Annotated in this window: 18 protein-coding genes and 3 tRNA genes; 7 read left to right on the forward strand and 14 right to left on the reverse strand. The window is 55.9% G+C overall.

Features of this window, described 5'->3' with window-relative positions; genetic code table 11:
• Positions 1 to 74: 74 nt before the first annotated feature.
• Positions 75 to 731, reverse strand: a complete 657-nt coding sequence (leuD, locus tag J2S70_RS01355) for a 3-isopropylmalate dehydratase small subunit (RefSeq protein WP_307681957.1) — start codon at positions 729 to 731, stop codon at positions 75 to 77.
• Between the two features lie 17 nt (positions 732 to 748).
• Positions 749 to 2,149, reverse strand: coding sequence for a 3-isopropylmalate dehydratase large subunit (gene leuC / locus J2S70_RS01360; RefSeq protein WP_307681958.1), 1,401 nt, complete (start codon positions 2,147 to 2,149; stop codon positions 749 to 751).
• 80 nt (positions 2,150 to 2,229) lie between these two features.
• Between leuC and J2S70_RS01365 the strand changes: the two genes are divergently transcribed.
• Genes J2S70_RS01365 through J2S70_RS01375 form a run of 3 tightly spaced genes read left to right on the forward strand, consistent with a single transcriptional unit; the run spans position 2,230 to position 4,927 of the window.
• Positions 2,230 to 2,958, forward strand: coding sequence for an IclR family transcriptional regulator (locus J2S70_RS01365; RefSeq protein ID WP_307681959.1), 729 nt, complete (start codon positions 2,230 to 2,232; stop codon positions 2,956 to 2,958).
• Between the two features lie 17 nt (positions 2,959 to 2,975).
• Positions 2,976 to 4,121 (forward strand): glycosyltransferase family 4 protein, encoded by a 1,146-nt coding sequence (locus tag J2S70_RS01370; RefSeq protein WP_307681960.1) that lies wholly within the window; start codon positions 2,976 to 2,978, stop codon positions 4,119 to 4,121.
• Complete coding sequence (locus J2S70_RS01375; protein WP_307681961.1) at positions 4,118 to 4,927, forward strand: LD-carboxypeptidase; 810 nt, start codon at positions 4,118 to 4,120, stop codon at positions 4,925 to 4,927. The genes J2S70_RS01370 and J2S70_RS01375 overlap by 4 nt, the downstream gene beginning before the upstream one ends.
• On the opposite strand, the gene J2S70_RS01380 is transcribed toward J2S70_RS01375, so the two are convergent.
• On the reverse strand, positions 4,924 to 5,346 hold the full coding sequence (locus J2S70_RS01380; RefSeq protein ID WP_307681962.1) for a hypothetical protein: 423 nt from the start codon (positions 5,344 to 5,346) through the stop codon (positions 4,924 to 4,926). The two genes, J2S70_RS01375 and J2S70_RS01380, sit on opposite strands and share 4 nt — an antisense overlap.
• A 137-nt stretch (positions 5,347 to 5,483) precedes the next feature.
• On the opposite strand from J2S70_RS01380, the gene J2S70_RS01385 reads away from it, so the two are divergent.
• The gene (locus J2S70_RS01385) at positions 5,484 to 7,499 is read left to right on the forward strand and encodes a M3 family metallopeptidase (protein ID WP_307681963.1); all 2,016 of its coding nucleotides are present in this window, start codon (positions 5,484 to 5,486) and stop codon (positions 7,497 to 7,499) included.
• 247 nt (positions 7,500 to 7,746) lie between these two features.
• Here J2S70_RS01385 and J2S70_RS01390 read toward each other — a convergent pair whose 3' ends face one another.
• From J2S70_RS01390 to J2S70_RS01400, 3 genes are all read right to left on the reverse strand, one after another.
• The gene (locus J2S70_RS01390) at positions 7,747 to 10,134 is read right to left on the reverse strand and encodes a choice-of-anchor M domain-containing protein (RefSeq protein WP_307681964.1); all 2,388 of its coding nucleotides are present in this window, start codon (positions 10,132 to 10,134) and stop codon (positions 7,747 to 7,749) included.
• 288 nt (positions 10,135 to 10,422) lie between these two features.
• Positions 10,423 to 10,495, reverse strand: a tRNA-Glu gene (locus tag J2S70_RS01395).
• A gap of 58 nt (positions 10,496 to 10,553) precedes the next feature.
• Positions 10,554 to 10,625, reverse strand: a tRNA-Gln gene (locus J2S70_RS01400).
• A 181-nt stretch (positions 10,626 to 10,806) separates the two neighbouring features.
• On the opposite strand from J2S70_RS01400, the gene J2S70_RS01405 reads away from it, so the two are divergent.
• Positions 10,807 to 11,988, forward strand: a complete 1,182-nt coding sequence (locus tag J2S70_RS01405; RefSeq protein ID WP_307681965.1) for a hypothetical protein — start codon at positions 10,807 to 10,809, stop codon at positions 11,986 to 11,988.
• A gap of 9 nt (positions 11,989 to 11,997) precedes the next feature.
• On the opposite strand, the gene gltX is transcribed toward J2S70_RS01405, so the two are convergent.
• Positions 11,998 to 13,479: a glutamate--tRNA ligase gene (gltX, locus tag J2S70_RS01410; protein ID WP_307681966.1), complete on the reverse strand. Its 1,482-nt coding sequence runs from the start codon at positions 13,477 to 13,479 to the stop codon at positions 11,998 to 12,000.
• Between the two features lie 33 nt (positions 13,480 to 13,512).
• On the opposite strand from gltX, the gene J2S70_RS01415 reads away from it, so the two are divergent.
• Entirely contained in the window at positions 13,513 to 14,667 is a 1,155-nt protein-coding gene (locus J2S70_RS01415; protein WP_307681967.1) for a MalY/PatB family protein, read from the forward strand.
• Here J2S70_RS01415 and J2S70_RS01420 read toward each other — a convergent pair.
• From J2S70_RS01420 to J2S70_RS01445, 6 genes are all read right to left on the reverse strand, one after another.
• The gene (locus J2S70_RS01420) at positions 14,664 to 15,431 is read right to left on the reverse strand and encodes a fumarylacetoacetate hydrolase family protein (protein WP_307681968.1); all 768 of its coding nucleotides are present in this window, start codon (positions 15,429 to 15,431) and stop codon (positions 14,664 to 14,666) included. The two genes, J2S70_RS01415 and J2S70_RS01420, sit on opposite strands and share 4 nt — an antisense overlap.
• Before the next feature lie 4 nt (positions 15,432 to 15,435).
• Positions 15,436 to 16,308 carry a metal ABC transporter permease gene (locus J2S70_RS01425; RefSeq protein ID WP_307681969.1) on the reverse strand — a complete coding sequence of 291 codons (873 nt, stop codon included), beginning with the start codon at positions 16,306 to 16,308 and terminating at the stop codon, positions 15,436 to 15,438.
• The gene (locus J2S70_RS01430; protein ID WP_307681970.1) at positions 16,305 to 17,024 is read right to left on the reverse strand and encodes a metal ABC transporter ATP-binding protein; all 720 of its coding nucleotides are present in this window, start codon (positions 17,022 to 17,024) and stop codon (positions 16,305 to 16,307) included. Before J2S70_RS01430 ends, J2S70_RS01425 begins: the two co-directional genes overlap by 4 nt.
• Before the next feature lie 10 nt (positions 17,025 to 17,034).
• Positions 17,035 to 18,357 (reverse strand): metal ABC transporter substrate-binding protein, encoded by a 1,323-nt coding sequence (locus tag J2S70_RS01435; protein WP_307681971.1) that lies wholly within the window; start codon positions 18,355 to 18,357, stop codon positions 17,035 to 17,037.
• Positions 18,358 to 18,422: 65 nt separating this feature from the next.
• Complete coding sequence (locus J2S70_RS01440) at positions 18,423 to 19,127, reverse strand: ZinT/AdcA family metal-binding protein (protein WP_307681973.1); 705 nt, start codon at positions 19,125 to 19,127, stop codon at positions 18,423 to 18,425.
• Between the two features lie 229 nt (positions 19,128 to 19,356).
• Positions 19,357 to 19,438, reverse strand: a tRNA-Leu gene (locus J2S70_RS01445).
• 306 nt (positions 19,439 to 19,744) lie between these two features.
• Between J2S70_RS01445 and J2S70_RS01450 the strand changes: the two genes are divergently transcribed.
• Entirely contained in the window at positions 19,745 to 20,302 is a 558-nt protein-coding gene (locus J2S70_RS01450) for a hypothetical protein (RefSeq protein ID WP_307681974.1), read from the forward strand.
• A gap of 91 nt (positions 20,303 to 20,393) precedes the next feature.
• On the opposite strand, the gene J2S70_RS01455 is transcribed toward J2S70_RS01450, so the two are convergent.
• Complete coding sequence (locus J2S70_RS01455; RefSeq protein ID WP_307681975.1) at positions 20,394 to 20,666, reverse strand: DUF1540 domain-containing protein; 273 nt, start codon at positions 20,664 to 20,666, stop codon at positions 20,394 to 20,396.
• Positions 20,667 to 20,735: the final 69 nt, after the last annotated feature.

The raw sequence follows: 20,735 nt of genomic DNA on the forward strand, positions 1-20,735 counted from the left end.
CGTTTGGTGCCCCCCTATGCCGCTTGGTGCTCCTCCGGGGAGGGAAAAGGAGGGAAGGGAGGGAGGAAAAGTGGCTAGCTAAGCGCCACATCCTCATGCAGTGGTCGCGCTGACTCGACATGCTCGGAGCCGGCCGTCTTTGCGGGTAGCGTTTTCGGCTTGTAGCTCGGGCGGTTCTGTTCGTAAGCGCTGATCAGTTCTTCGTCACGAAGCGTTAGGCCGATATCATCCAGGCCTTCCATGAGCATCCAGCGGGTATAGTCGTCGATTTCGAAGCTGCACGTAAACCCACCGGCGAAAACCTGGCGGTTCTCAAGATCGACGGTCACTTCGGTGCCCGGTTCGTTTTCGAGAATCTTCCACAGCTGTTCAACATCCTCTTGGGAAACGACGCCGGCCACCAGCCCCTGTTTACCAGCATTGCCACGGAAAATATCGGCAAAACGCGGTGCAAGAACCGCTCTAAACCCATAGTCATTCAGCGCCCACACGGCATGCTCGCGCGAGGATCCGGTGCCGAAATCGGGGCCGGCAACGAGCACGGAGCCACGCTTGTACTCTTCTTGGTTGAGCACGAAGTCCGGCTCTTTGCGCCACGAGTAGAACAGCGCATCTTCGAATCCAGTACGCGATACGCGCTTAAGGAAAACTGCGGGGATAATCTGGTCGGTATCGACGTTGGAGCGACGCAAAGGTACGCCTACGCCCGTGTGCTTAATAAACTTTTCCATCTTCTTCTCCCCTAGGTTTACAGATCGGCCGGCGTGGACAGTTTTCCACGAATCGCGGTTGCGGCAGCCACGAGTGGAGATACGAGGTGAGTGCGCCCACCTTTTCCTTGCCGGCCTTCAAAATTACGGTTCGACGTCGACGCGGCCCGCTCGCCTGGCGATAGCTGATCCGGGTTCATTCCCAGGCACATGGAACAGCCAGCATTGCGCCATTCGGCACCGAAATCGAGGAACACTTGGTCGAGGCCTTCGGCTTCTGCCTGGAGCCGTACGCGAGCGGAACCGGGAACGACCATCACGCGAACGCCGTCGGCTTTCTTCTTACCTTTGATGATCTCCACGACGCTACGCAGATCTTCGATCCGACCGTTCGTGCACGATCCGATGAACACCGTGTCGACAGCGATATCTTTCATCTTGGTACCGGGCTCGAGGGCCATGTATTCAAGTGCGCGCTCGGCGTTGGTGCGCGCCGTTTCGTCGCCCATATCGGCTGGGTCGGGCACGGAACCCGAGATTGGGATGCCCTGCCCGGGATTCGTGCCCCAGGTGACGAACGGTTCGAGTTCGTCGGCGTCGAGGTTAACTTCGGCGTCGAAGACGGCGTCGTCATCGCTGCGAAGGGTCTTCCAGTATTCGACGGCGGCATCCCACTCTTCACCCTCGGGGGCGTGTGGGCGGCCTTTGATGTATTCGAAGGTCGTCTCATCGGGGGCGATCATGCCTGCGCGTGCTCCGGCTTCGATCGACATGTTGCAGATCGTCATACGCCCCTCCATAGACAGGTCGCGTATGGCCTCGCCGCGGTATTCGAGAACGTATCCCGATCCGCCATTTGTTCCGATTTTCGCGATGATGGCAAGGATGATGTCTTTGGCAGTGGTACCGGGCTTCAGCTTGCCGTTGACGTTAATAGCCATGGTCTTAAATGGCGCCACCGGAAGGGTTTGCGTGGCGAGCACGTGCTCTACCTGCGAGGTTCCAATACCGAATGCGAGCGCGCCGAAAGCACCGTGCGTGGAAGTGTGAGAATCGCCGCAAACGATGGTCATACCCGGTTGCGTGATGCCCAGCTGAGGGCCGACGACGTGAACGATGCCTTGGTCGGCGTCGCCAAGCGAGTGCAATCGAATGCCGAAGTCTTCCGCGTTCTTGCGCAAGGTGTTGATCTGTGTGCGCGAGGTGGGATCAGCGATCGGTAGGTCGATGTTGAGGGTCGGAGTGTTGTGATCCTCGGTGGCAATGGTGAGATCGGGGCGCCTAACTTGACGCCCGGCTTGGCGTAGGCCTTCGAATGCCTGCGGGCTTGTCACTTCGTGGACGAGCTGAAGATCGATGTAAAGGAGGTCGGGGGCGCCGTTTTCACCGCGCTTGACGATGTGGTCTTGCCACACCTTTTCTGCCAATGTTCCACTCATGTGTCCTACCTTTTTGCCGTGTTGATCGCAAATTTTTGCATACGCTTGCATCTCAACCAATGAGATGTAAGTATCAGAGCATGGACAATCATAGCGGAAGTGGCGTAGGAGTTCTAGATAAGGCCACACTTGTTCTTAGTGCGCTGGAATCAGGCCCACTCACCTTGGCCCAGCTTGTTAATGCGACCCACCTTGCCCGCCCAACGGCGCATAGACTCGCGGTTGCGCTGGAGTTTCACCGCTTCGTTGCGCGCGATATGCAGGGCCGTTTCACACTGGGGCCGCGCCTGTCAGAGTTAGCGTCTGCCGCGGGTGAGGATCGTCTCCTCGCTGCGGCTACGCCGGTTCTCACCGCGCTGCGCGACCACACGGGCGAGTCCGCCCAGCTGTTCCGGCGGCAAAATGACCAACGGGTCTGCGTTGCTGCCGCAGATCGCTCGATGGGGCTGCGTGATTCTATTCCCGTAGGTGCAACGCTTTCCATGCACGCCGGCTCGGGCGCCCAGGTTCTGCTTGCGTGGGAAGAGCCGGATAAGCTCCACCGCGGATTGCACGGCGCTGAATTTACCGCCACGATTCTTTCGGCGGTACGACGCCGGGGCTGGGCTCAGTCGATTGGTGAACGCGAGGCCGGCGTCGCCTCGATCTCCGCGCCAGTTCGCGGCCCGTCAGGTCGCGTCATCGCGGCAGTCTCCATCTCTGGGCCGGTTGAACGGATGGGCCGTCAACCTGGCCGCCAGCACGCTGCCGCCGTCGTTACCGCCGCTAATCGACTCACTGAAGTTCTAAAGCGCACCGATCATTCGTAGCCCGTAGACTGGAGTCCATGCGAAAGACTCTCCTCGTCACGAATGATTTTCCTCCGCGCGCCGGTGGCATCCAAACCTTTCTTGAGGGTTTCGTAGGTGAACTCGACCCGGAGCAACTGATCGTTTATGCCTCCACTCCCCCGGATTCCGAGTCTGCTTCCGGGGCGGAGGTCGCCAAGGAATACGACGCCGATCAACCCTACGACGTCGTGCGCTATCCGGGCACGATGATGTTGCCGACCCCGGATGTTAAACATGAAATGCAGCGCATTATTCGCGAGCGCGAGGTGAAAAACGTGTGGTTTGGCGCGGCCACCCCTCTCGGTTTGCTTGCCAACGCAGCCCGCGAGGCTGGCGCAGATCGCGTGATTTCGACGACGCACGGCCACGAGATTGGTTGGTCGATGATCCCCGGCGCGCGCCAGATCCTGCGAAAGGTTTTCCGTGATGCCGATATCGTGACCTACTTGACGGAGGCGACGTACAAGCGGCTCGAGCCGTTCATTGGGGATACCGAGGTCAGGCAGTTGCACGGCGCGATCAATCCCGAACAGTTCACATTCAATGAGTCTGCCCACGCGGAGCTTCGCGAGCGTTATGGACTTGGAGACGCGCCGGTTGTGGTGTGTATTTCCCGCCTCGTTGAGCGTAAAGGGCAGGATCGCTTAATTCAGGCATGGCCGTCCGTCGTCGCAAACTACCCTGAAGCGAAGCTCGTTATCGTTGGCAAGGGACCGTATGGCGAAACATTACGAGAAATGGCTCGGAATTCTCCGGTGTCTTCGGCGATTGTGTTCACGGGCGAGGTGCCGTATTCGGAGCTTGCCGCGCACTATTCGCTAGGTGACGTCTTTGCCATGCCCGTGCGCACGCGTGGCAACGGGCTGGATATCGAGGGGCTTGGAATCGTGTATTTAGAAGCCTACGCTGCCGGCCTGCCGGTGATCGCGGGCAATTCTGGCGGCGCTCCGGAAGCTGTGAGGAACGGCGAGACGGGTCTTGTGATTAACGGCAATTATGTTCCGGCGGTAGTTGGAGCGGTGAATTATTTCTTGTCTGATCCCGATCGAGCAAAAGCGATGGGTGAGGCCGGCCGCACGTGGGTGGATGAGAAATGGCGTTGGTCTGACGTCGCGGTTCCACTGATCGAAGCGCTGTCATGATCGGTTTGGCAGCTTGCTCCAATCCCCCGCACACCTGGCTGCGCGATTCGCTCGCGACATTCCGCGAGGTGCTTGAAGCTGCGGGTTATGAGTTGGACACCCGGATCTTCGATTACTTCGCGGGCCACGAGTTCCGCACCCGCGAGGGAAGAGTTTGGCGCGTGTCGCCGCACGCACGGGCACAGTTGCTGACCGATTTATTTGCTGACGACGCCGTATCCGCAATTTTCGACGTTTCCGGCGGTGATCTTGCCAACGAGGTGTTGGACCTCATCGATTGGGATGTGGTGCGTGCCAATCCAAAGCCCTTCGCGGGCTTTTCGGATCTTTCAACCATCGTGAACGCGATTCCCGTGATGACCGGGCAGCGGGCAGTGCTGTGGAATCCGCAAACGATGAGCGTGCGAGGTACGGGAGACATCGATCAAATTCTGGCGGGTGAACCGATTCGGCCAGTTGTGAGCGGCGGCTCCGATCTGCCTGATACGCCTATTATCGGCGGCAACGTTCGCTGTTTCGCGAAACTCGCAGGAACGAAATTTTGGCCGGACTCCACCGGTAAGCTCGTCTTGCTTGAGGGGCTTGGCCCCGGGCTTGAAGCGAGCGCGTCCTACATGGAGCAGATGCGCCAGCTTGGGCTTTTCGATGGTGCGGAAGGTCTCGTGCTCGGCCAGTTCACGGCTATCGACGGCGACGACGATCGCCGCGCCTTAATCGCCGTCGCCAAAGAAATAACGAAGCTTGAGGTGTGGGAAGCACCGGAGGTTGGACATTCACGGGATACGGCGCCGGTTACGATCGGCTAGGCAAGTCCCGCTTTGGGCAGGCGCTCGCGCACTTTCTCGAAGTCTGGCCGCTTCACAGCTCCAGTTTTCTCCGCAACTTTCGCCGTGCGGGGTTTGCCCTCATAAATCTGCCCGGGAATAACGTAGGTGGGAGTATCTTTCTTGGTGTTGAGCGCCATGGCTCCCAAGGTGTTGTGCCTCGTCACCTCAACCGCAAACACCGGTTTGAGATTCACGATGAGCAACTCAGACTTACCTTTGCCTTTAATGCGGCCTTCGATGATCTGGCCAACGAGGATGTTGCCGTCGCGGTCGTTAAACTGACTCGTGATCTCATTTACTCCCACATTCACCGGCTTGAATGGACGCCTGCGCCATATTCCTTCCACAATGTCTGTGACGATGTCGAAGTCGGTAAAGAAATCTAACAGTCCGCTCATAGAGCCCCCAAGTTCGCTACGTGCAAAATCGTTGCGGCTATTCTTCCACGAAATTGTCCTGATCCCAGGGCAAACTTTCACACCTCGGACTGACGTTCAACTAGGGGTTAGTAGCTGGTATCCGTATCATATTTCCCATGACATCTAATCCTTTGCTTACCCCGTCCACTCTCCCCTATTCGGTGCCCGATTGGGCCGCGATCAAGCCGGAACACATCCTGCCCGCCGTCAAGGAACTCATGGCACGCGAGCGCCAGATATGGGAAGAAGTTGGCTCAAACACCGAGCCTGCCACTGCTGAGAACACGGTCCACATTCTCGAAGATGCGGGGCGTGATCTGGCTGCGGCCCTGATGCCGGCTTTCACGCTCATGTCATCGGTTGGCGGCACCGAAATCGACGCCGTCCAAGCCGAGATCTATCCCCTACTCGCCGAACACCGCAATGCCTACCGGCTCGATCGGCGAATCTACAATCGTTTTACCGCCATCGATCTGGATGCGCTCGATCCAGAAACGTGGCGGTACGTCGAAGAAGAACTGAAGGAATTCAAGCGCTCGGGCATCGAATTAGGCGACGCCGACAAGGCACGCCTTCGCGAGCTTGATGCCAAGCTTTCGGCACTCGAGGTGGAGTTTTCGCAGCGGGTGGTCAAGGCGATGGACGATCACGCCGTCGTGTTCGAAAATGTTGAAGATCTCGCCGGGCTTTCGGCGGAAAGAATCGAGGCCGCGAAACAAGAGGACGGCACCTATCGCTTCCCGCTTGAGAATTTTACGAATCAGACCTTGCAGATGGACCTTGACCTGCCGCAGTCCCGCAAGAAGGTTTTGGATGCGTCACTTTCGCGTGGCCTTGGTGAACATGCTACGTCCGATACCCGCGAGATCGTCCTTGAGATCGCACGGTTGCGTGCTGAGCGTGCAGAGCTTTTGGGCTATCCCTTCCACGCGCAGGCCGTTGCCGAAGCCGGGATGGCCAAAGATTCGCAGGCGATCGTTGATTTGCTGGGCAGCGTGGCGCCTAGGGCCGTGGCCGCCGTCGAACAGGATCGGGTCAAACTGGAGGGGCTCGCCGCGGGATCCGGCGTCAAAGCTGCCGACTACACCTACTATCAAGAAAAGCTTCGCGCGCAGCTCGGGCTTGATGATAACGCGCTTCGCCCCTATCTCAAGCTTGAGAACGTGGTGGAAAAGGGAATCTTCTTCGCCGCCGAAAAACTGTTCGGAATCAGCTTCAAACCACGTGAAGACATCGCCGGCTATGTACCGACCATGAAAACGTGGGAAGTTCTCGACGAAAACGGCGAAGGCATCGGCCTGTTCCAAGGCGACTACTACCGCAGGCCCGGCAAGAGAGGCGGCGCGTGGATGAACGACGCCGTGACTGGTTCGCTACGCGATGGCACCAAACCCGTGATTCTCAACAACTGCAACTTTGCCGAACCAGCCGATGGTGGTGCCTCACTATTGACGTGGGATCACGTGATTACAGTGTTCCACGAGTTCGGACATGCCTTACACGGCCTGTTGACGACGACGTACTACCGCTCGCTTGCCGGAACGTCCGTGCCGCGGGATTTCGTGGAACTTCCCTCGCAACTGTTCGAGATGTGGGCGTATCACCCCGAAGTGTTGGCTAACTTCGCAGTCCATCACGAGACGGGCGAGCCGCTGCCGAGTGAACTCGTGCAGAAGCTCACCGAGGCTTCGAGCTTCGGGCAGGCCTTCGCCACCACCGAGTTCTTAGCGGCGGCGCTCCTCGATCAAGCCTGGCACCGGCTCGATTCGGATGAGATTCCGGACGATGTCGAAGAGTTTGAAGCCAAGGCGCTCGAAAAGTTCCAGATCGGGCATGAGCTAGTGCCACCTCGCTATCGTTCAGCCTATTTTGCGCATACCTTCGGCGGTGGATACGACGCCGGCTACTACTCGTACATGTGGGCGGAAATGCTCGTTGGAGATCTCGAGGATTGGTTCCGCACCGAGGGTGCCAAGGACGGCGACGGCGGTCTGAACCGGGAGGCCGGTGAAGTCTATCGGCGGGAGCTACTTGCTCGGGGCAATGCGCGTGACCCGATGGAATCGTTCGTTGCTATGCGTGGGCGGCAGCCACGCGCTGAAGCCCTGCTTGAACGCCGCGGACTAGCATAGCCCAATATTCTAGGCATTGAGCTAGTGGATCAATAAACAAAAGTGGGGCCGGATCAAACGATCCGGCCCCACTTCATTACTCAGCAACGGCTACCGGCTGGCGTTATGCCAACGCGCGCATCGCACCCCAGTCGTGGCCGATCTGAACAGCCGGGACTGCTGTTCAGATTTCTTCGGCATAAACCAGATTCGCCCATCTGTTCAAACGGAAGGAAACCTGGACTACCCCTCTACTCAAGCTCTTCAGTTATGCACGTCGGCGGGAGATGGCGAACATTGCGCCACCAGCAAGCAGAGCCACAACAGCAACCCCGGCCGCAACGCTAACCGAGGCACCGGTATAGCTCAGCTTCTTATCCTTAGAAGCATCAGCCTTCACAACAACCTCGTCGGCCTTCTTCGTGGGTTCATCCGAAGGTTCCGGCGACAGCGACGGCTGTGGTTCCTGCGACGATTCTGGTTCCGGTGACGGCTGTCGTTCCGGTGACGGCTGTGGTTCCGGTGACGGAGCAGCCGCTTCAGCATTCGTGATTTCGAATCGGTAGGTCGCCGGCGCACTGACGTATTCTTTGCCCGAGGTGTGATCTGCGGACGCAACAATGTCTATCTCATAGATCCCTGGCGTCGTAAACACCCAAGCCACGTGCATATGCAAGGGCCGCGGTGCCACAATCTCTGCTGGCCCAGCAGAAGAAGCATGAATCTGGCCAAAACCTCCGAAACTATCGGATGTCAAAGCCCACCACTTCGCACCTTCGGGCATACTCTTGGGCGTTATCGATAGCGTCACACCCTCTGGGAACTCAGCATACGGAACCTTTTCGGTAGAGAAGCCAGGCCAGATAATACCTTGCACCTGCTGTTGAGGCAGAAGGAACAGGCTATCGGTGTCTTCCCACAAGAAATCGTATTCCTGCGAGCCGAACGCTCGAGTGCTACGCTCTAGCGCCTTGAGTTCAGCTGCCAAGGTGACCGATTCCGGGGATCGCAATGCGGAACGCTTGGCGCCAATACGGGTGTCATCCCCAATAATCATCTCAAAGTTACCGTTGTTAACGACCGGACCAAAATCCATGTGTCCGTGGTCAAGTACGATCGGATCATAAAGAATCTCAACGGGCTCTTTAGGTTCGTCTGACGGCTCGGGATCCGGAGTTGGCTCGGGATCCGGAGTTGGCTCAGGCCCTGCGGATCCCCCGGGCCTCGTAAACTGTGCGGCAGCTTCCATTTCGTAGCCTTCTTCCGCACCTGAAACTTCGGTCTTACCTATATCAGCCTGAGCTGAGGGAACCAGTTCAAAGTGAGCGCTTCCATCACACCAATCGACCGCCTCTAACGGGATGGTTGTTGAACGCGAACCAGGCGCCGAGCGGAAAGAAACCGGGCACAGTTGCTTGGCACTCGCAAGATCATCGCCCCAGCCACCACTGGCGTGAATAACTATGCGGTCATCTGCTGGAACAGCGGTGAACACAACTTTGTCACCATCAACTACGGAAGTAAACGAAACTTCTGTGCTAGAAGCCTCAAAGGGCTGAGGGTTGTAATCTGGCGCCTTGTCACGAGGTGCGGGAACCGGGAACTCACCAGTTTCCGTCGTCGAAACAGGTTCGGCACCAGTAGAAAATTCAACAGGCGCAGAAACAAATGCCCCGGTAGGGCTCGACTCAGATGGCACATAAACAGCTTGGATGCTTGACGTTCCAGCCCCCAGCATTTCAGTCCAGCTACCAACACCGCCGCTAACTTCTACCTCGGCGAGGAAGTAGCCATCGATGAAGAAAGCAACACGGCCCGAATCGGAGCTGTTACCGGTCGTGAATGTAAGCTCGCTGAGCGGTTCAGGCCCCTCGAGAGCGGAGAGCTTAAACTCCCAGCCTTCCGCAGTTGCCTTTGGAGCCGCATCATAAGCAGCGCGAACGCTATCAACGTTCGCATCTTTCGGATTAGTTCCGCCGACCTGCCACTGAACCTTTTGCGGCGTGGATGAAACGTAGTCTCCACCGACAGTCCGAGCAGATGCTCGGTAGGTCACCGTGTACCGGCCAGGCTTCGTAAACACTGTATTGGGGTGAGTGTGCGTACCCGCAGTTACCGGTGTGTAACGTGCACTCGTATCGTGGCTAGAAAGAAGCTTGTCTACAGGGAATCCCCAAAGCCCGCCTTGGAAGAGCTCCATTCGGCCAGGGCCATCAAAATCAACAATTTCGAGGTTGGTTACCTCGTCTTGGAATTTTTCGATGGGTAGATCTGTAGCGCCGCCGAAACCAATCCACAGTGCTTCGCCACCAACCGAATTTTGGGGTGCTCCCCAGAATAGGTGATCCCCTTCGTCGCCTAGGTAGCTTAACGGCTCATCCTCAGGAATCGTAAAGTAGTAGTGCTGTGTCTTCTTTTCACCGGAGCCAGAATATGCGCGGTGCAACCAGTTGATCGTGTGCTCCAACGGTTCTTCTGGGGAAGGCCCGGCAACCAGCGTAAGACTTTCATCCGCAGAGTCCCAAGCAACCTTAGGCGAATCAACATGGCCACTAGATCTCAGCGAAAGCTCATCGGTGTCGGCAAGTGCCGCCAATGGAGTTCCAATAGCGAGAAGCGCTCCTAGGAGCACACCACCCGCTGTTCGCATTTTCATCGTGCTGTCCTTTCTTTGAGTGTGAAACCCGAGTTGGATTGAGAAATAACGTCACCATCAATGATAACTATTCTCATTCCTAGGTCAAAGATTGGATCAGACCAAAGCTGGCAGGACTAAGTAACTCGCATTTCCAAACCGGGCAGATGTCACTCACGTGGCACACGTTTAACGTGCCAGGTTTGAGTGTTTAGTGCCCGGTATGCGGAGAAAGCTCTCCCGCATAAGTGATTGGTGGCCGGTTTACATGGCGCGGTCTTACCTATCGCACCATCGCAGAAGTATGAGTACCCCGTACCGGATTTGAACCGGTGTTACCGCCGTGAGAGGGCGGCGTCCTAGGCCGCTAGACGAACGGGGCCTAATTCGCGGAAAACCGCAATGATCTTTCGACCGTCCAACGGCCAGAGGCCGTTTCGCTGGGGTACCAGGACTCGAACCTAGACTAAATGAACCAGAATCACTCGTGCTGCCAATTACACCATACCCCATGGAGTTCCTCCCAAAAGGAGGGCAACGAGTATTTATCGTACCTAGCGTCACCACGCTAGGCAAACCGCAGCCCACGTGAAGGTACTCACCTCGCCTATTATCGCCACGCACACCATGCACACCTTTCTACTTTCTCTAAACTGAAACCACGCCAGCCACCACCGTAAAGGAGATATCGACGTGGGGTCATTGAGGAGCGCAAATAGGCGGGTCGCAGATTGGCACCCGCTCAAACTCAAGGTTCATCCTGGCATTCAAGGGCGGATCGTCATCCGCCAGATGGCCCACGAACTGAGCGCAATCAGCGATCTAAGCCAGCTCGAAGCAATCCCACCCGTCGAGTTCTTGCCCGAAGCCGATCCCTTGAACTCCGGTTCGCTTGCCGACCTGACGTTTGTGGGCGACGTTAACGCCAACGACGATTATGACGACCTTTTTTCACATATCCCAAAGCATGACGCCTCACTGGCTGAGATCACCGATTTTATTCAGAATTATTGGCGAGTGGCGTTTGACTGGATAGAAGCCGCACTTGCCGCAAACCTGATAACCCATGCGATGGTTCGCCGCGCGCTCAGTAACGCCACAGTGGGGTACGCGTTTGGAGAACATCAGCGCTCCATCGCAGTGGATTCACTGGCAACCGCACAGCAGCGGGACCAAGCAGATGGATATTTCTCGACAATCCTTCAGCTTCCGGGACTCGAGGATTGGCATGCCCTGCCCACTCGCGCACACGTCGAATATCGCGATGATACGAATGCCCGCTTGCAGCCCGGCTCGCCTCCCAGCATTGGCAACGTACAGTGGTGGGCCAGTTCTCAAATTCCGGTTCCAGTGTGGATCGCCTACGACCTCGAAGATCCACAGGTTTTTGCCGAGGACGATGATCAACTCACTGACAAGGCCCTTGACCTGATGGGCATGACACGCGAAGCCTACCTGGCCGATCGTGCTAGACAGCAGGCCCAAGAGGTGCCTATCGAATCCACGGCCCAAGTTTATGGCGACGACGCCGGGGACTTCCCCATCGATCACCCACTGCACGAGCTACACGAGCTGAACCTCTACGAGCTCACAGACACCAACAGCCTACGCGCGCTCCTCGAACGGTATCCGGCCAGGCTTAGCCCCGTTGAGGATTCCTGTCTCTACGACGATTGGGCGGGCATCGACGCACCAATCAACCTCGTTGTCAATTGGACCGAGTTTGCGCGAGATTACGACGGCGTACGCTTCGGCGTACCCGCCGCCTTGCAGCTTGCATACGTGCCCGTCGTCGTTGACAACAGCGGAACAGTAATGCTGACCGGGTGGACGCCCGGATCGACGATCTATTTCATCGATCCGACCCGATCCTGACAAAGCTCGCTAGAGCGTAGAACGGAATCGGCGCAAACGCGCCAAGGTCTCATCCTTGCCGAGGATCACCTTCGAATCAACAACCGGCAAGGAGACGTTCGTACCAGTCATCGCCACGAACAGCGGCTGGAACGAAAAACGCGCCTTGATGTCAAGCGCCTGAGTCACATGCTCGTCCACGGCCGCCTTGATGGCGTCTATTGACCAGTCATCGATGTGCTCGAATGCGGTGATTGCAGCGTCGAGGACGGCGGGCGCGGTGTCACGTAACTTTGACACCGCCTTTTCCTGATATTCGAGTTCATCCGCGCCCTTGAACAGAAAGTCCATCAGCGCGGGGGCTTCACCGAGCAGCTGGATGCGGGTCTGGACCAGCGGAACCGCGGCGTCTAAGATCGCCTGCGCATCGGCGTCGAGATCGGCGTAATTCTCCGAATCCACGAGGCCCTCTGCCTTCAGATAGGGCAGGATCCGGTCGCGCAGATCGCTCACCTCGAGTCGGCGGATGTGCTCGGCGTTGATTGCTACAGCCTTCTTGTTATCGAAGCGCGCCGGATTTGGATTCACGTCGTGAACATCGAACTTTTCGATCATTTCATCGATGTCGAAAAGGTCGCGGTCCGGGGCGACCGACCAGCCGAGCAAGCCAAGGTAATTCAGCAGGCCCTCCGGGATCATGCCCCGTTCGCGATGAAGTAACAGATTCGCTTCCGGATCGCGCTTGGAAAGCTTCTTGTTCCCCTCACCCATCACATACGGCAGGTGCCCATATTCCGGCAACACCTTCGCGATACCAAGCTCAAGAAGTGCGCGATACAGGACGATCTGGCGCGGCGTGGAAGAGAGCAGATCCTCACCGCGCAACACGTGAGTGACCTCCGTGATCGCGTCATCCACAGGGTTCGTCAGCGTGTAAAGCGGCTGACCGTTGGCCCGCATAATCACGTAATCGGGGGTCGAACCAGCCTTAAAAGTGACCTCCCCGCGCACCATATCCGTAAACGTAACGTCCTTATCCGGCATGCGCATCCGCAAAACCGGCTCGCGCCCCTGTTCGCGATAGGCTGCCTTCTGTTCCTCGGTAAGATCACGATCGAAACCGTCGTAGCCCAACTTGGGGTTGCGACCCGCCGCAACGTGGCGAGCTTCGGTCTCCTCCGGCGTCGTAAACGATTCGTAGGCGTAGCCGGCCTCGAGAAGCTTGCGTGCTACGTCCGCGTAAATCTCCATCCGCTGGGACTGCCGGTACGGTTCGTGTGGGCCACCGACCTCGACCCCTTCATCCCAATCGAGCCCTAGCCAACGCAAAGAATCGAGGAGTTGCAGGTAGGACTCTTCCGAATCTCGCTCCTGATCGGTGTCCTCAATTCGGAAAATAAACGTGCCCCCCGTGTGGCGCGCATAAGCCCAATTAAACAGGCAGGTGCGGATCAGCCCGACATGCGGGGTGCCCGTGGGTGATGGACAAAATCTAACGCGAACTTCACTCATAATACTTCTAGGTTACCGCGCTAAAGTGTAAACATGAATTTTGACGACATCACACTCGACCAGCTCCGTTCGGCAGGCTCCCGCAAGTGGGCCACCAACCCTGACCACATCGGCATGTTCGTTGCCGAAATGGATCTGGGCCTGGCCGAACCGATCAAAAAGGTTCTGCGCGACTATGCCGACAGCCCCGGGATTGGCTACCGATCTGCTGCTGCCAAGCGCGCTCTACAAGAGGCAACTGCGGGGTGGATGGCGCAAAACACGGCGTGGGCTCCCCAGCCTGGCCAGATTTTCGCAGTACCCGATGTCGTCTCTTCCGCTCGTGTGGTGATCGACCAGTTAACCACACCCAACTCCCCCGTCATTTTGCCCACACCCGCATACATGGGCTTCACCGCTCTCGTGCCCGCCATGGGCCGGGACATGCTCGAGGTGCCTTCCAAGATTGTGGACGGGCGATACGAGCTTGACCTCAATGGGATTCGGGCAGCTTTTGAACAGGGCGCCGAATGTTTGCTCTTGGTCAATCCGGCCAATCCTGCAGGGCGCGTGTATGAGCGCTATGAATTAGAACAGCTGTCCGCGGTGGTCTCGGATTATCCGGATGCGATTGTATTCTCTGACGATATTCACGCACCGCTCGTGCTTGACGGAACTCATATTCCGTACGCTAGCGTTAACGACTTAGCTGGCACGCATACAGTCACGGCGATAGCGGCTTCCAAAGGGTGGTCGATTCCAGGGCTCAAGTGCGCTCAACTCGTACTGTCCAATCCCGAACATGAAGCCCGCCTCGAGCCCTATCTCGGATGGGCTGCCTCGATCGCCTCAACGGTTGGCGCGGCGGCCACGATTGCTGCCTACACCGAAGGCGACATGTGGCGAACCGAGGTGATCGAATATCTGCGTGGAAACCGAGATCTTTTCGCTGACGCTGTGGGCCGTTGGCCAGGCGTATGGGCACCGCATATCGAGGGCACCTACATTGGCTGGTTAGATTTTAGCGATGCGATTGAAACTGGCGCTGTGACTACCCCGCCCGCTTCGTGGTTACACGAGAAGTGCGGGGTCGTCCTCACGCCAGGAACCGCGTGCGGAAGCGATTACACAAACTTCGCGCGCATCATTTTGGCGACGCCCCGCCCGATCCTCGAAGAGGCGATATCGAAAATTGATGCCGCATTCTAGGCGGAAGCAACTACGGGATTTCGTAGCTCGCCGATCCCTTCGATTGCGCACACGACGTCGTCGCCCACGTTCGTCGCAATGGCTGGGAACGGGCTACCAGTGATGATGACGTCACCAGGAAGCAGCGTGAAAACCTGGGAGACTTGGGAAACGATCTGCGGCACGTCACGCACCAGATCGGCAGTCGTTCCTCGCCCGCGTTCTTCTCCGTTGACTGACACCGTGATCTGGAGATCGGACGTGTCCAGATCTGTCACGATTATTGGACCGATCGGGCATGCGGTATCGAAACCTTTTGCCCGGGCCGAACGCGGGTCTTCAACCAGACTTGCCATGTCTGTGACGTCATTTGCGATCGTGTAGCCGAAGATCACGTCCTTCACACGTTCTACCGGAACGTCCTTTGCGATCCTCGAGATGACGATGGCAAGCTCGGGCTCATGCCGCACATCCGAAGCCCATGGCGGAATTGTGATCGGCACATTCGGTCCGACGACCGACGTGTTGGGCTTGAGGAAGGTCAGCGGAAGCGAGTTTGGATCCGGATGAAATTCGGGGGCAGGATAGGCATCGGCGAGTCCGACAACTTTTGACCTCGGGATAATTGGCGAGACCAGATTTGCGTCTGCACGGTTAACAATCTGGCCGGTTGGCTCAAGACCTGCGTACATGGGGTCATCAGCGAGGACGTGGTAGTTTCCCGTGCCTTCATCGACAACGGCGAAGCGGGGGCCTTGATTTAACGTTAGTCGCGCGATCTTCATGCCGCTAGCTTACTGGCATTTTTAGTTTACCGGCATTTTCCCGACGCGTAAGTATGGGGCGGCGAGTCCGATTTGTTGGCCAAATCTTTCGTGCAATGAACGCCAGCAAAATTCCCACGACGGCGCTCATGACGATCGCGCCGCCTGGTCGAATATCGTTCGTGTAGGAAACCGATAGCCCGATGACCATGTGCACGATACCCAAGCCCACGGATGTCAGCATGGCCTGTTTGTAACTACGGCAAAGAATCAGAGCTGTTGCGACGGGGAGCACCATGAGCGAAACGACGAGCAGCGCGCCCACCACTTTTGCAGCAAGAGCCACAGTGACGGCAGCCAGCGCGGTGAAGATGGCATTGAGGATATCAACCCGCGTTCCCGAAAGGCGCGCAAGATTCGGATCGACGGCGATATCCAAATAGCTTCCGTAAAAGACGATCGATGTGAAAACTACGAGCACGAAAACAATCGCGGTCAGGATTAGATCGAATTGGGTCACGACCGTAATCGATCCAAAAAGATAAGAATCGAAGGTTCGCCCCGATGGCGCGAGATCCGAAAGTATCACCGCTAGGCCAAGGCCAGCTGAGAGTGTGACTGCCGTGGCAAGATCACCGTATTGCGGCCACTTTTTCCGGATCCCTTCGATGAGGAATGCGCCGACAACGGAAATAATAATCGCGCCCACGACCGGGTTAAATCCAGCGATTAAGCCGAGCGCGACGCCGGCTAGCGAGGAGTGCGAGAGCGCGTCGGCCATCATCGATGTTCGCCGGTTAACCATGATCACGCCAATAAGCGGAATCGCCGCGGCCAGCATCAACCCAACCAGGAACGTGCGTCGCACAAATTCAAACTCACTAAGAAGCGCAATCATTTTGTCAGCCTTCCCTCTTCCAAAAGATAGGTGGTGGAAACATCGAGGTGGTGGTGAACAGTGTCAACATCGTGCGTCACGATAAGAATCGTGATCCCTTCATCTTTATTGAGCCCATGCAAAATATCCAGAAAATCGGCTCTGCTTTCCTTGTCGACGCCCGTGGTTGGCTCATCGAGCACGAGAAGCTTAGGATCCGCCAAGAGCGCGCGGGTAATCATGACTCGTTGCTGCAAGCCACCCGATAGTTCACTGAAGGGAACATGTAAGAAATCTTCAAGGCCCATCTTTTCAATAGCCTCGGCGGTGCGCTGCAGGTGCTGCTTACGAGGAATCTTCACTGGCCCAAATTCACGCGCTAGCCCTTGGACTGCCAGTTCTTGTACGGTGACTGGGAATGAGATACGGGCCATCACGTTCGCTTGAGGCACGTATCCAACTTCCTTAAGGGGGCGCTCCGCGCGAACCTTCTGCCCCATAACTGTGAGGGAACCTTCGTTGGCTTCCAGCTGCCCGATAATCACCTTTAGGAGCGTGGATTTTCCACACCCATTTTCACCGGTGATCACGACGGCCTCACCCATCGGCAACGAGAAATCAATATCTTTCAAAACCGGGAACCGGCCGTAACTAAAGGCCAGGTCCTTGGCTTCGACTGCGAGCTCTGGTTGCACATTCCGCTCGTGAACGTTTGCGGCTTCATTTTGCAAAGTCATGTGTGCCTAACTAGTAGATAGATTCGTGTAAGTTACTCAGATTCATCTCAAGATAAGCTGCATAGCCTTGTTCGTACAGCCCGTCGTCTGGATCAATATGTTCCATGGATGCTAACGGCAATGCGCTTGCGTTCGCCTCATCGACGATGGTTTGAATTCCGGGATCTTCCAGTCCGAATTCATAGTAGAGAACCTCAATATTATTTTCTTTGACCTGGCGAATGGTCTGAGTAATCGCGTAGAGACTCGGAGCGGAATTGGACGTCAATCCCTGCAGGCTTTGCTGTTCCAACCCAAAGTCCCTTGCCAGATACGCAAACGCGTTGTGCGAGACGATAAACGTTCGATTATCTGCACTCTCAAATTTATCTTTGTACTCGTTTTGAATCCGAGTTAGTTCACGGACGACATCGAAGCGATTTTTCTTAAAGGTGGATTCGTGGTCTGGGTAGAGATCACGCAAAGCGCCATCAATGGCGTTACAGTATCGTTTGGCATTGATGACGGACATCCACGAGTGAGGATCAAAAGTGACTGCATCAGTGCCCGTACTGGATCCCTCGATAACTGGCGTGAATTCAATCTTCTGATCGTTGGAATCGACGATCCAATAGCTAAGGATTTCTTGGGAAACTCGGTCTGCAGCGAAATACCACTGTTCGTCTGTACCGGGTACGGAAAAGGTAACTGTGCCCGATTCGTGGCCCATATCAATGTTAAAGACTTGCCCATCGATGAGATCGAACTCTTCGCGCTGAGCAACGGGCACACCTTCATCTGCCATGACATCTCGTCCACGTTGAACGAGATCGCCAGTTGATGTTCCTGGCTCTGCAGTGAAGAATGCAGCTCGCATATTCTTTTCGTGGGTGTGCCCAAAAACGAGCCGGTAGGTTTTGCCAGGTTCTAAGGGAACACTCGCTAAGAATTGGAACTCTCCAAGCGCGGCAGCACCCTTATAGGTAATGAGGTCAACGTAATCTGAGAGTTTGAGAATGGGTAGATTCGGAAAGTTTTCTTCAACTTGGGGCAACCATGCTTCCATGTTTGCACCATTTACCACGAGTAGATCGGCATGCACGAGATCTTGAATAGCCCGTGGAGAAGGCTCCCACATGTGTGGGTCGTGCCCATCCGGCATAAAGGACACAACCTCGAATTCATCTCCCGCAATCGATTCAACGAGACTACGAATCGGATAGAAGGAAGCAAAAATAGCTGGCCGGCCTTCTTTGACGGCCTCAAGCGTTTGGGAGGACTGTTGCGAACATCCGGCGAGTGCGCCGATAGCAGTGAGCACACTCAGATTCAGGAAATTCCGGCGAGAAATCATACTCTGCAATTCACATTCTAAAGGTGGTGGGTGGCGCAAAGCGCCACCCACCACCTTGGCATCTATCAGTGATGGTGATGGAAAAGGGTTTCGGCAATCTGCTCGTCCGTGCCTTCGCCAGCCTGAACGAAGGTCGGGTACCAGTGATCATCTGCACCGGTAGAAGCAGCCTCAATGGTGTCGCCGTAGCGCATGTGGAAATGCGCAAGTGTTTCTTCACCATGGAGCTCCATCAGAAGGACGTACTTGTGAGGCGCACCATCCTCACCTTCGAAGACGAACCATTCAAAGTTGTGACCGTCATGCTCGCCAGTCACCGTTTCTTTAAAGGTGTATTCGAAGCCCTCATTGGCCTTGGCGCCTTCGACGGCGTCGAGATCTGCGACGAAATTGATCTTGTCGTCGCTGATAACCATACCGGCAAAGTCAGTCTTGCGAGCCTCATCAACCTCGGCGAGCACTTCTTCCAAAGTTTCACCGTGCTCTTTTGCAGCTTCTTCAGCGTGAGGCTTCATGGCGTCGGTGTGTGCAACAGCTCCGAGCGAGACCCATTCGCCTTCCCAATCGGCGAGCGAAGCCGAACGCTCAGATTCGGCAGGCTCAGAAGATTTGGTTTCTTCCTCTTTAGCCTCGGCGCTTGTTTCTTCTGCCGCGGCAGCAGTGGTTTCCTCTGGTGCTTGTTTGCCCTCAGAATCTGAGCAAGCCGTCAGAGTCAGCGCAAGAGCAGCCGAAGCTGCAATTGCGATACGACGAAAGTTTTTCGAGATCATGTATCCCTCCAAGTTATTGTGCGAGTGTTAGGTGAGCCTAACCTATTTTGGCAAGAATACACTGTCATTAATTCAACTATTAGGACTTTCGCCACATTGGACACTGCATTCGGCCTTGAGGCGCGAAGAAATACCTCCAGGCCTGCGAACTGGGTCTGAGAACTGGAATGTGTTGAAATTGTGATACAGCCGACCTTATAAAAGCCAGAGTTTACAGAAAGTCAATCTGTGCGCGAGGTGGGACTTGAACCCACACGTCCGAAGACACTGGAACCTAAATCCAGCGCGTCTGCCAATTCCGCCACTCGCGCGGTACCGCTAAAGCTTACACAGAGCTTGAGAAAAAGAACAAATAAACAAGCCAGCGCTATCTCGATGCCAAACGGGGATGTTCAAACACGAACGAATTAGATAAGGTTGGGCTTACCTAAATATTTTTACTCTAGTGGTGATTAAGGATGAATTTTCCCACGTGCAAAGTCACGCGAAAAGCGCGCGCAATTGGCTCCGGTCAAATGCTATTTAACGGCTCAACTCCCGGGAAAGCTTATCTTTACCACGCTAAGAGCAGTTGCGAAATCCTTACCCACAAATGGATAGGACCAAATCAACTGGCAGTGGTTAGTGATTTCCAAGACGAAGTTCCCTGCAGCTCGACTGAGCCGATACGCGCAGCCTTCCACAGGATTGCGGACGTCCCGCAGATTAAAGTGACGGTCTCGTGCGCTGTGCTACTTGGTGATATCACTTGGCTTTCTGCAGCAGAATTTCTAGAGCGAACTAAAGGCGAGTTCAGTTTTCACATCGAGTGCGGATACGTTGGAGGGATCGTTGAAACAAACAGCGTCATGATCGAAAACTTTGAGGGTGTTACGGAAATTGAAGACCCTGGCACTCACTGGCACCGTGCTGCACGCTCGGTTGATTTTTGTGAGGCGCTTTGTAGGATTTCCGACTGCGAACTGCGCGACATTTACTCCGCGATTGAAGAAGAGAACATTCCGGGCGTCATTCAAACGATCGACACTCCAACGTGCATGCATCTAGCAGGAAACATCTACGGGCTTGAAATCAATGATTCCGGAATGACGATGGTCAATTTCACCCACACTCAGGCCGAGGTTGTGTTCGCTCAGTACCAGCCACCCCAAATCTCCAGACAGTACAGCGGGTAGTTTCCCGCTGGAAACTACCCGCAATCAGGTTAGTGATCAACGCATACTTTTAGTTTCTGACTAGAGGTGTTTTTACGCCGATCGCATTCGATTATTTGGCTTCGTAGCTCGCACACTCGGCGGACGAACCGATGTTGACAGCACCCAGGCCGCACAAGAGTTCCTCGTTGTGTACGCACTCGAGGCGATGGCAGGCACCAACGCCCGCATCGGTGTTGACCGAGCGGCGAATATCTAGGGTGACGAAAGTTTCACAGGAGGCCTTTTCGTTGCCTCCGATGGTGACGGCGAGCGCGGTGCAACCGGAGTTGTTAAACGCACATGTCGTAGCGGCACATTCTTTAATCATCGTTGTGGCAGTCATCTGTTTCTCCTCTTTTATTGAGTGTTCTGTAATTTTCCTTTAGCGACCAGTGGCGTTCGCTCTGGTTAA

It is taken from the genome of Trueperella bonasi, assembly GCF_030811535.1.
Classification (GTDB): domain Bacteria; phylum Actinomycetota; class Actinomycetes; order Actinomycetales; family Actinomycetaceae; genus Trueperella; species Trueperella bonasi.

Excerpts from the sequence above, each read along its gene's own strand:
- leuD (WP_307681957.1), bottom strand. The coding sequence starts at position 731 with ATGGAAAAGTTTATTAAGCACACGGGCGTAGGCGTACCTTTGCGTCGC.
- leuC (WP_307681958.1), bottom strand. The coding sequence starts at position 2,149 with ATGAGTGGAACATTGGCAGAAAAGGTGTGGCAAGACCACATCGTCAAG.
- J2S70_RS01365 (WP_307681959.1), top strand. The coding sequence starts at position 2,230 with ATGGACAATCATAGCGGAAGTGGCGTAGGAGTTCTAGATAAGGCCACA.
- J2S70_RS01370 (WP_307681960.1), top strand. The coding sequence starts at position 2,976 with ATGCGAAAGACTCTCCTCGTCACGAATGATTTTCCTCCGCGCGCCGGT.
- J2S70_RS01375 (WP_307681961.1), top strand. The coding sequence starts at position 4,118 with ATGATCGGTTTGGCAGCTTGCTCCAATCCCCCGCACACCTGGCTGCGC.
- J2S70_RS01380 (WP_307681962.1), bottom strand. The coding sequence starts at position 5,346 with ATGAGCGGACTGTTAGATTTCTTTACCGACTTCGACATCGTCACAGAC.
- J2S70_RS01385 (WP_307681963.1), top strand. The coding sequence starts at position 5,484 with ATGACATCTAATCCTTTGCTTACCCCGTCCACTCTCCCCTATTCGGTG.
- J2S70_RS01390 (WP_307681964.1), bottom strand. The coding sequence starts at position 10,134 with ATGAAAATGCGAACAGCGGGTGGTGTGCTCCTAGGAGCGCTTCTCGCT.
- gltX (WP_307681966.1), bottom strand. The coding sequence starts at position 13,479 with ATGAGTGAAGTTCGCGTTAGATTTTGTCCATCACCCACGGGCACCCCG.
- J2S70_RS01415 (WP_307681967.1), top strand. The coding sequence starts at position 13,513 with ATGAATTTTGACGACATCACACTCGACCAGCTCCGTTCGGCAGGCTCC.
- J2S70_RS01420 (WP_307681968.1), bottom strand. The coding sequence starts at position 15,431 with ATGAAGATCGCGCGACTAACGTTAAATCAAGGCCCCCGCTTCGCCGTT.
- J2S70_RS01425 (WP_307681969.1), bottom strand. The coding sequence starts at position 16,308 with ATGATTGCGCTTCTTAGTGAGTTTGAATTTGTGCGACGCACGTTCCTG.
- J2S70_RS01430 (WP_307681970.1), bottom strand. The coding sequence starts at position 17,024 with ATGACTTTGCAAAATGAAGCCGCAAACGTTCACGAGCGGAATGTGCAA.
- J2S70_RS01435 (WP_307681971.1), bottom strand. The coding sequence starts at position 18,357 with ATGATTTCTCGCCGGAATTTCCTGAATCTGAGTGTGCTCACTGCTATC.
- J2S70_RS01440 (WP_307681973.1), bottom strand. The coding sequence starts at position 19,127 with ATGATCTCGAAAAACTTTCGTCGTATCGCAATTGCAGCTTCGGCTGCT.
- J2S70_RS01455 (WP_307681975.1), bottom strand. The coding sequence starts at position 20,666 with ATGACTGCCACAACGATGATTAAAGAATGTGCCGCTACGACATGTGCG.